Origin of the sequence: Paucibacter sp. XJ19-41, assembly GCF_028462495.1 — a bacterium.
Lineage (GTDB): Bacteria > Pseudomonadota > Gammaproteobacteria > Burkholderiales > Burkholderiaceae_C > Roseateles_E.
The window spans coordinates 72,254-78,313 of sequence record NZ_JAQOWX010000009.1; the positions used below are offsets into that span (position 1 = coordinate 72,254).

At 64.4% G+C, this 6,060-nt stretch carries 5 protein-coding genes and 1 pseudogene; 2 read left to right on the top strand and 4 right to left on the bottom strand.

All coding sequences use genetic code 11. From position 1 onward, the window contains the following. Positions 1-16: 16 nt before the first annotated feature. From PO768_RS04130 to PO768_RS04140, 3 genes are read right to left on the bottom strand one after another with little or no spacing between them, the layout of a single operon-like run. Positions 17-715, bottom strand: coding sequence for a DUF3325 family protein (locus tag PO768_RS04130; RefSeq protein WP_272645015.1), 699 nt, complete (start codon positions 713-715; stop codon positions 17-19). Positions 716-729: 14 nt separating this feature from the next. Beyond that, the gene (locus tag PO768_RS04135; protein WP_442953170.1) at positions 730-1,887 is read right to left on the bottom strand and encodes a PepSY-associated TM helix domain-containing protein; all 1,158 of its coding nucleotides are present in this window, start codon (positions 1,885-1,887) and stop codon (positions 730-732) included. Continuing rightward, the gene (locus PO768_RS04140) at positions 1,881-2,057 is read right to left on the bottom strand and encodes a hypothetical protein (protein ID WP_272645016.1); all 177 of its coding nucleotides are present in this window, start codon (positions 2,055-2,057) and stop codon (positions 1,881-1,883) included. The genes PO768_RS04135 and PO768_RS04140 overlap by 7 nt, the downstream gene beginning before the upstream one ends. Before the next feature lie 331 nt (positions 2,058-2,388). On the opposite strand from PO768_RS04140, the gene PO768_RS04145 reads away from it, so the two are divergent. Beyond that, positions 2,389-4,572 (top strand): TonB-dependent siderophore receptor, encoded by a 2,184-nt coding sequence (locus tag PO768_RS04145; protein ID WP_272645017.1) that lies wholly within the window; start codon positions 2,389-2,391, stop codon positions 4,570-4,572. A gap of 55 nt (positions 4,573-4,627) precedes the next feature. On the opposite strand, the gene PO768_RS04150 is transcribed toward PO768_RS04145, so the two are convergent. After that, positions 4,628-5,734, bottom strand: a complete 1,107-nt coding sequence (locus PO768_RS04150) for a PQQ-dependent sugar dehydrogenase (protein ID WP_272645018.1) — start codon at positions 5,732-5,734, stop codon at positions 4,628-4,630. A 10-nt stretch (positions 5,735-5,744) separates the two neighbouring features. Between PO768_RS04150 and PO768_RS04155 the strand changes: the two are divergent. After that, positions 5,745-6,060 (top strand): annotated as a pseudogene (locus PO768_RS04155) (hypothetical protein); the annotation flags it as partial.

The following is a 6,060-nucleotide window of genomic DNA, read 5'->3' on the forward strand; positions in this document are numbered from 1 at the left end:
ACAGGGAACGCACCCGCTATTTCCTACAAGCTTCAATAGCAGTGCCTGCACGCAGCATCGACACCAGCCAGCTCGGCTTGAACGCGAGCGTCAGCGCCACCACAGTGGCGGTCAATGCGATCAGCACGATCCACAGCACAGTCCCAAAGCTGGCGCCATCGCGCACAAGGCAGCAGCCATAAGCGAACAGCAGCCCGCCGAAGCCCAAGCGGCTTAGCAACTGCCAGCCCGGCGACCACATCGACGGGCCGCCCGCTGACCTCGCTCCAGTGGCGCGGCATCGCCAAGGCGAGACAGGCAAAACCCAGATACCAATGCGTTCTGCGATCTCGGCCTGAGGGACATCGTCAAGCTTGTAGAGCACAAACGCCTGCTTGCAGCGCGGCGGCAGTGCATCGATGGCTGCCAGCAAACGTTCGGCCTGCTGGCGCGCCGCCAGGCGCGCATCGGGTTGGCCTTGAGCGGGTGCCAAGGCTTCCTCCACATCAAGCGCCGGACCATCGGCCCCGTGCTCGCGTACCTGCTCTCGCCGATACTCGTCGATGACGATGTTCTTGGCCGTGCGGTAAAGCAACGCGCGTGGATCCCGAACCTGCACGGCCGGTGTGGCCAGGACCCGCGCATAGGCTTCCTGCACCACATCGGCAGCGCGCTCGCGGTCGCCCATCGCCCGAGCAAAAAAGTTCAGCAACTCGCGGTGGTAACGCTCGAACATCGACCGAGGCCTTGTCAGACCTGTGCAGGCAGGACCACGCCCGCTTCGTCGCTCAGCGAACGCGGCTGGCGCTTTTTGACCCACAGATACAGACCGCTGCCCAGCACGATGATGGTAGCGATATCGAGAAGCGCCCAGATGATCTGCATTGGCAAGCCGCCGTAGTCACCGAAGTGCAGAGGCTGCGAGACCAGCAGCGCGGTCAGGTACCAGGGCAGGCTGGGCGCAGCAGTGACCTTGGTGGTCTTCGCGTCAACCAGCACAGGTTGCAGCAAACGCGAGGTCAGCGGCTCGTTGCCGCGCAAGAAGAAGGTGTTGTGGTGCGGGCTCGAGAACGCCGTGCCAGGGAAGGCGATGAAAGACAGCTTGGTGTTGGGCGCCAGCGCCTTGGCCGCGTCCAGCGAGGCCTGGACCGAGCCTCGCTCGGCGACAGTCACGGTAGGCTGATCCTTGTAGGGCGCCAGCAAGGTGCTGAGCTGGTCGTACTGCCAGTACTTGATCAGCAGGTCGGCCCAGGTGTTGATCATGCCGGTGGCGCCAACGACGAAGAACCACACCAGGGTCACGATGCCCAGCAGATTGTGCAGGTCCAGCCATTTGATGCGCGTCGACTTCTCGCGCCGCACGTCGCCAAAAGCCAGCTTGCGCATGAAGGGCGCGTACAGCACCACCCCGGTGACGATGGCCACCAGCAACAGCAGTCCCATCAAACCCAGGAACAGTTTGCCCGGCAGACCGGCAAACAGATCCACATGCAGGCGGAACATCAGATGCATGAAGCCCTCGTTGAACTTGGGCTGGCCCAGCACCTCGCCGTTTCGCGCATCGACCACCACCGACTTGAAGTCCTCGGTGGGTGCCGGTGTCGGCGTCATCGTGACGAACCAGATGCGGTCGTCATGCTCGTCCGGCGAAGCGAATTGCACGACGCGGTCGGGGTGCACGGCACGCGCCGTGGCCAGCACCTGGTCCAGGCTGACGCGCGGCGGGTTTGGCAGCTTGTCGACGGCCATCTCGGGCGCCTCGATTTCAGTGCCCAGCAGGTGGCCAATTTCATGGTGGAAGATCAGCGGCAGCCCGGTCAGGCACAGCAGCAGCATGAAGACGGTACAGATCAGACTGCTCCATTTGTGCAGCCAGGACCAGGTCTTGAGGGCGCGGGCGCTCAGCATCGCGGCGTCCTCCAACCATGCCAGGCCATCACCAGCACCGGCCCGCCCAGCGCCAGCCAGGACCAGGCATCACCCCAATGTTCGGAGACCAGTGCGCTCAGCAGCCCACTGACGGTCAGCAAACCCAGGGCCAAAGGCCAAGCCCAGAGGCGCAGCGTCGGAGATGTCATTCGGAGTCCTCAAAGCGTCCATGACGCAGTCGTAGCTGCCATCCAGCCAGCAGAAGTTTAAATGAGAATACGTCTTGTTAAAGCAATGCGGACCCAGTGGCTGTGGCTCCAGTAGCGCAGGCGGGTCAACCACTGCTTGAGGAGGCCGGCGTTGAGCCGCCGGGTGGCGTGGCGCAGGGCGGTTGCCACGGCTTTACTCCGCGCCGGCCCGGCGGTCACGGAACGCAAAACGTCGCCTTCGCCCCACGATCGCACTCAAGTCGTATTTAGATAATGCGACTCAATCTCATTTAATATAAAGTCGCATCCGCACTCTCCCCCACCCCTGTGCATGTGCGAGCCGACCACTGGCGCCCGGACCCAGGGCATCGGCCAGCGACTGTTCGGCCTCGCGAAGAACACCCCGAACTCCAGACTGTCCACCACGGATTCAAGAATGAAGCATCAGTTCCTGCTGACCGCCTGCGCTCTCGCAGCCTCACTCGCCATGAGCGATATCGCCCACGCCCAAAACACGCTCGGGAAGATCGAGGTGACCGGCAAGCGCGAGAGCCGTGTCTCCAAAGGCGCGACCAATCTGCAACTGGCGCTCAAGGACACGCCCCAGTCGATCAGCACGATCGGCAAGGAAGAACTGACCGACTTCGGCATCACCGGCACGCTCGACGCCTTGCGCTACGGTACCGGCGTCAACGTCGAGCAGTACGAGACCAACCGTGCCGAAATCAACGCACGTGGCTTCCAGGTCATGCTGACCCAGGTCGATGGCCTGGGCATGACCAATGACTGGGGCTCCGTTGTCGGCCAGCAGGACGCCTACTTGTTCGAGCGTATCGAGTTGATCCGCGGCGCGAACGGCCTGCTGACCGGCCTGGGCAACGCCTCGGGCACGATCAACTATGTGCGCAAGCGTCCGACCAACAAAGACACCGGAGAAGTGGTCGTGAGCCTCGGCTCCTACGACTTCAAGCGCGTTGCGCTCGACTACAACAAGGTCTTCAGCGACGACGGTTCCTGGGCCGGTCGACTCGTCGTAGCGCAAGAGGACAAGGGGTCCCACATCCGCGCGCTGAACGACAAGCGCAGCACGGTCTATGGCGTTGTCGACGGTCAGATCGGTGACCGCGGCGTGCTGACCTTCGGCTTCGGATTCTCGGATGCCCAGCAGCGCTCGCCGATGTGGGGTTCGCTGACCCTGGTCCGCGCCGACGGCAGCCAGGCCGAGTTCGACCGATCGGCGTCCCCCGCACAGGACTGGACGAGGTGGAATACCCGGTCCTACAACGCCTTCGCCGAGTACACCCACACGCTCTCAGCTGACTGGGAGGGCAAGCTCACCTACAACCACCGCCACGGCAAGGAGAACACCAAGCTGTTCTACGCCTACTCGCTCACCGGCGCGCTGAAACCCGACAACACCGGCCTTGTCGGCTGGCCTTACCGCAGCGACAGCGTGTCGACCAGCGACATCTTCGACGCCAACGTCACCGGCCGCTTCCGTGCCTTCGGGCGCAAGCATGAGCTCACCGCAGGCCTGAGCTTCACCAAGCTGGACGCCAAGACCGACGCCTACAGCATCACCAGCGCCCCCAGCCCGACGTTGCCGGCCTTCCCCTATCCGGGCAACGTCTATCCGGAGCCGACCTGGGGTGTCACGACGCCGGGCGCGGACGGCGAGCAGAAGTTGACGCGCTTCTACGCTGCCACCCGTCTTTCGTTGACTGACAGCCTCAAGGGCATCCTGGGCGTCAACGCCATCAGCCTCAAGCGCAATGGCACCTCGATCTACGGCGGCGGCGTCAATCTCGACAACGAGAAGACCGACAAGGCCAGCCCCTACCTCGGCCTTACCTATGACATCACGCCGGAGGCGCTGGTCTACGCCTCGTATTCGGACATCTTCCAGGTCCAGGACCAGCGCCTCAAAACCGGTGGCTTCCTTGCACCGATGAAGGGCATCAATGCCGAAGTCGGCGTCAAGGCCGAATGGTTGAACCGCAAGCTGCTGAGCACCTTCGCCGTCTTCCAGGCGAAGCAGAACGGCATTGCCGTCGAGGCCGGCTTCGACCCGGTGGCCCAGCAGTCCTGGTATGAGCCCAGGGATGTCAAGTCACGCGGCTTTGAAGCCGAGATCACGGGCCACATCTCCAAGGACACCCAGTTGACCGCCGGCTACACCCACCTCAAGCTGACCGGCCCGACCGGCGGCGACACCAGCGAATGGATCCCGCGCAAGACATTCAACATTCGTGCCGACACGCGCCTGCCTGCACTGCCATCGCTGCGTGTGGGCGTAGCGGCGCGATGGCAATCGGACGTCTTCAAGATTGGCGGCGCGCGCCAGGATGCCTATCTGCTCGCTGACGCCTTTGCAGCCTACGAGCTGAGCGACCAAGCGACGCTGCGATTGAACGTCAGGAATCTGACCGACAAGAAGTACCTGCGCACAATTGCCTACGGCGCGATCTACGGCGCGCCGCGCAACGTCGGACTGACGCTCGACTACAAGCTCTGATGGCCGGGACTACAGCAGACCACGCCGATGGCACCTGCCGAAATTCAGTCGCCGTTCAAGGAGATGCCGGCACCACCCGCAGTACGCGGCCATTGGGGCTGTCCGTCAGCAGATAGATCGCGCCGTCAGGCCCGGCGCGCACATCGCGAATGCGTTCGCCGAGTTCCTTGAACAGCACTTCTTGCGGTCCCGGCACGCCCTTGACCATGGGCACTCGGCGCACGCTGCGTTCGACCAGAGCCGCGACCAAAAAGCTGCCGCGCCATGCCGGAAACAAGGCCCCGTCGTACCAGGCCAGCCCGGCTGGTGCGATCGACGGAGTCCATTCCACCAGCGGCGGCTGGATGCCGGACAGGCTGCGGTAGGGCGTGATGCGCGCGTAGGTGTAGTCGATGCCGCCCGTGGTGATGGGCCAGCCATAGTTGGCGCCGGGCTGAATGCGGTTGAGCTCGTCACCGCCCCGCGCGCCATGCTCGTGGGCAAACGGCACACCGTCCACCACCACCAGGCCCTGCGGGTTGCGATGTCCGAGGGAGTAGATCTCCGGCTTGGCGTCCATGCGCTTCACGAAAGGGTTGTCACCCGGGATGCTGCCGTCGGCTTGGATGCGCAGCAGCTTGCCCAGGTGCGTGTGCAGGCGCTGCGCATCGGTGCGCTCCAGATTGCCGTCACCCATGCCAAACAGCAGGGTTCCATCGGCCAGCCACGCCAGGCGCCCACCGAAGTGCTGTGTGTCGGCCTTGGCAGGCTGGGAGGTGAATATGGCTTGCACCTGCTGCAGCTGGCGACCATCGAAGCGGCCTCGTATCACCCGCAGATGGTTCGCCTCGGGCCTGCCATGCGCGAAGGACAACAGCACCCGACCGTTGTTCACAAAATCCGGATCCAACACCACATCGAACAGGCCGGCCTGTCCTTGCGCCAGCACCGGCGGCACACCCGCCACGGGCTCGGCGCGCAACTGCAGTCGGCCATCAGGCCCGGGCTCGATCAGGCGCAGCCGGCCCGGGCGCTCGGTCACCAGCATGCCTCCGCCCGGCAGCACTGCCAGAGACCAGGGGTGCACGAGCCCGGCGGCCACGGTCTCGATCCGGTAGCCAGCCGCCTGGACCGAGGGGACCCAAACCAGCACACCCAGGAGAAAAGCAAGCAGGTATTTCATAATGAAGATTATGAGATCGGTCACCACGAGCGCTTCCCCGTCCCCCCAATGGACGCGGCATCTTGCGCCGCTGCTGCTGGCTTGGCTGTTGGCTGGAGCCTGGGGCTCGGTGGTGCAGACGCAATGGAACTTGCAGGCGCTGGTGGGCCTGGGTGTGGACATCCCCGCCGCGGAACGAGCCCGCGCGACCTGGCAAGACCTGATCGGCTTCGCTCCCCTCTATGCCGGCATCCTGGCCGCAGGGTGGCTGCCAGCGCTGCCCCTGGCAGCCCTGCTGGCTCGCCGCTGGCCGGCCAGGCGCAGCCCGCTGCTGGCAGCGGCGGCCG

Coding starts and splice junctions, on each gene's coding strand:
- PO768_RS04140 (WP_272645016.1), bottom strand. CDS start 2,057: ATGACATCTCCGACGCTGCGCCTCTGGGCTTGGCCTTTGGCCCTGGGT.
- PO768_RS04145 (WP_272645017.1), top strand. CDS start 2,389: ATGTGCGAGCCGACCACTGGCGCCCGGACCCAGGGCATCGGCCAGCGA.
- PO768_RS04135 (WP_442953170.1), bottom strand. CDS start 1,887: ATGCTGAGCGCCCGCGCCCTCAAGACCTGGTCCTGGCTGCACAAATGG.
- PO768_RS04130 (WP_272645015.1), bottom strand. CDS start 715: ATGTTCGAGCGTTACCACCGCGAGTTGCTGAACTTTTTTGCTCGGGCG.
- PO768_RS04150 (WP_272645018.1), bottom strand. CDS start 5,734: ATGAAATACCTGCTTGCTTTTCTCCTGGGTGTGCTGGTTTGGGTCCCC.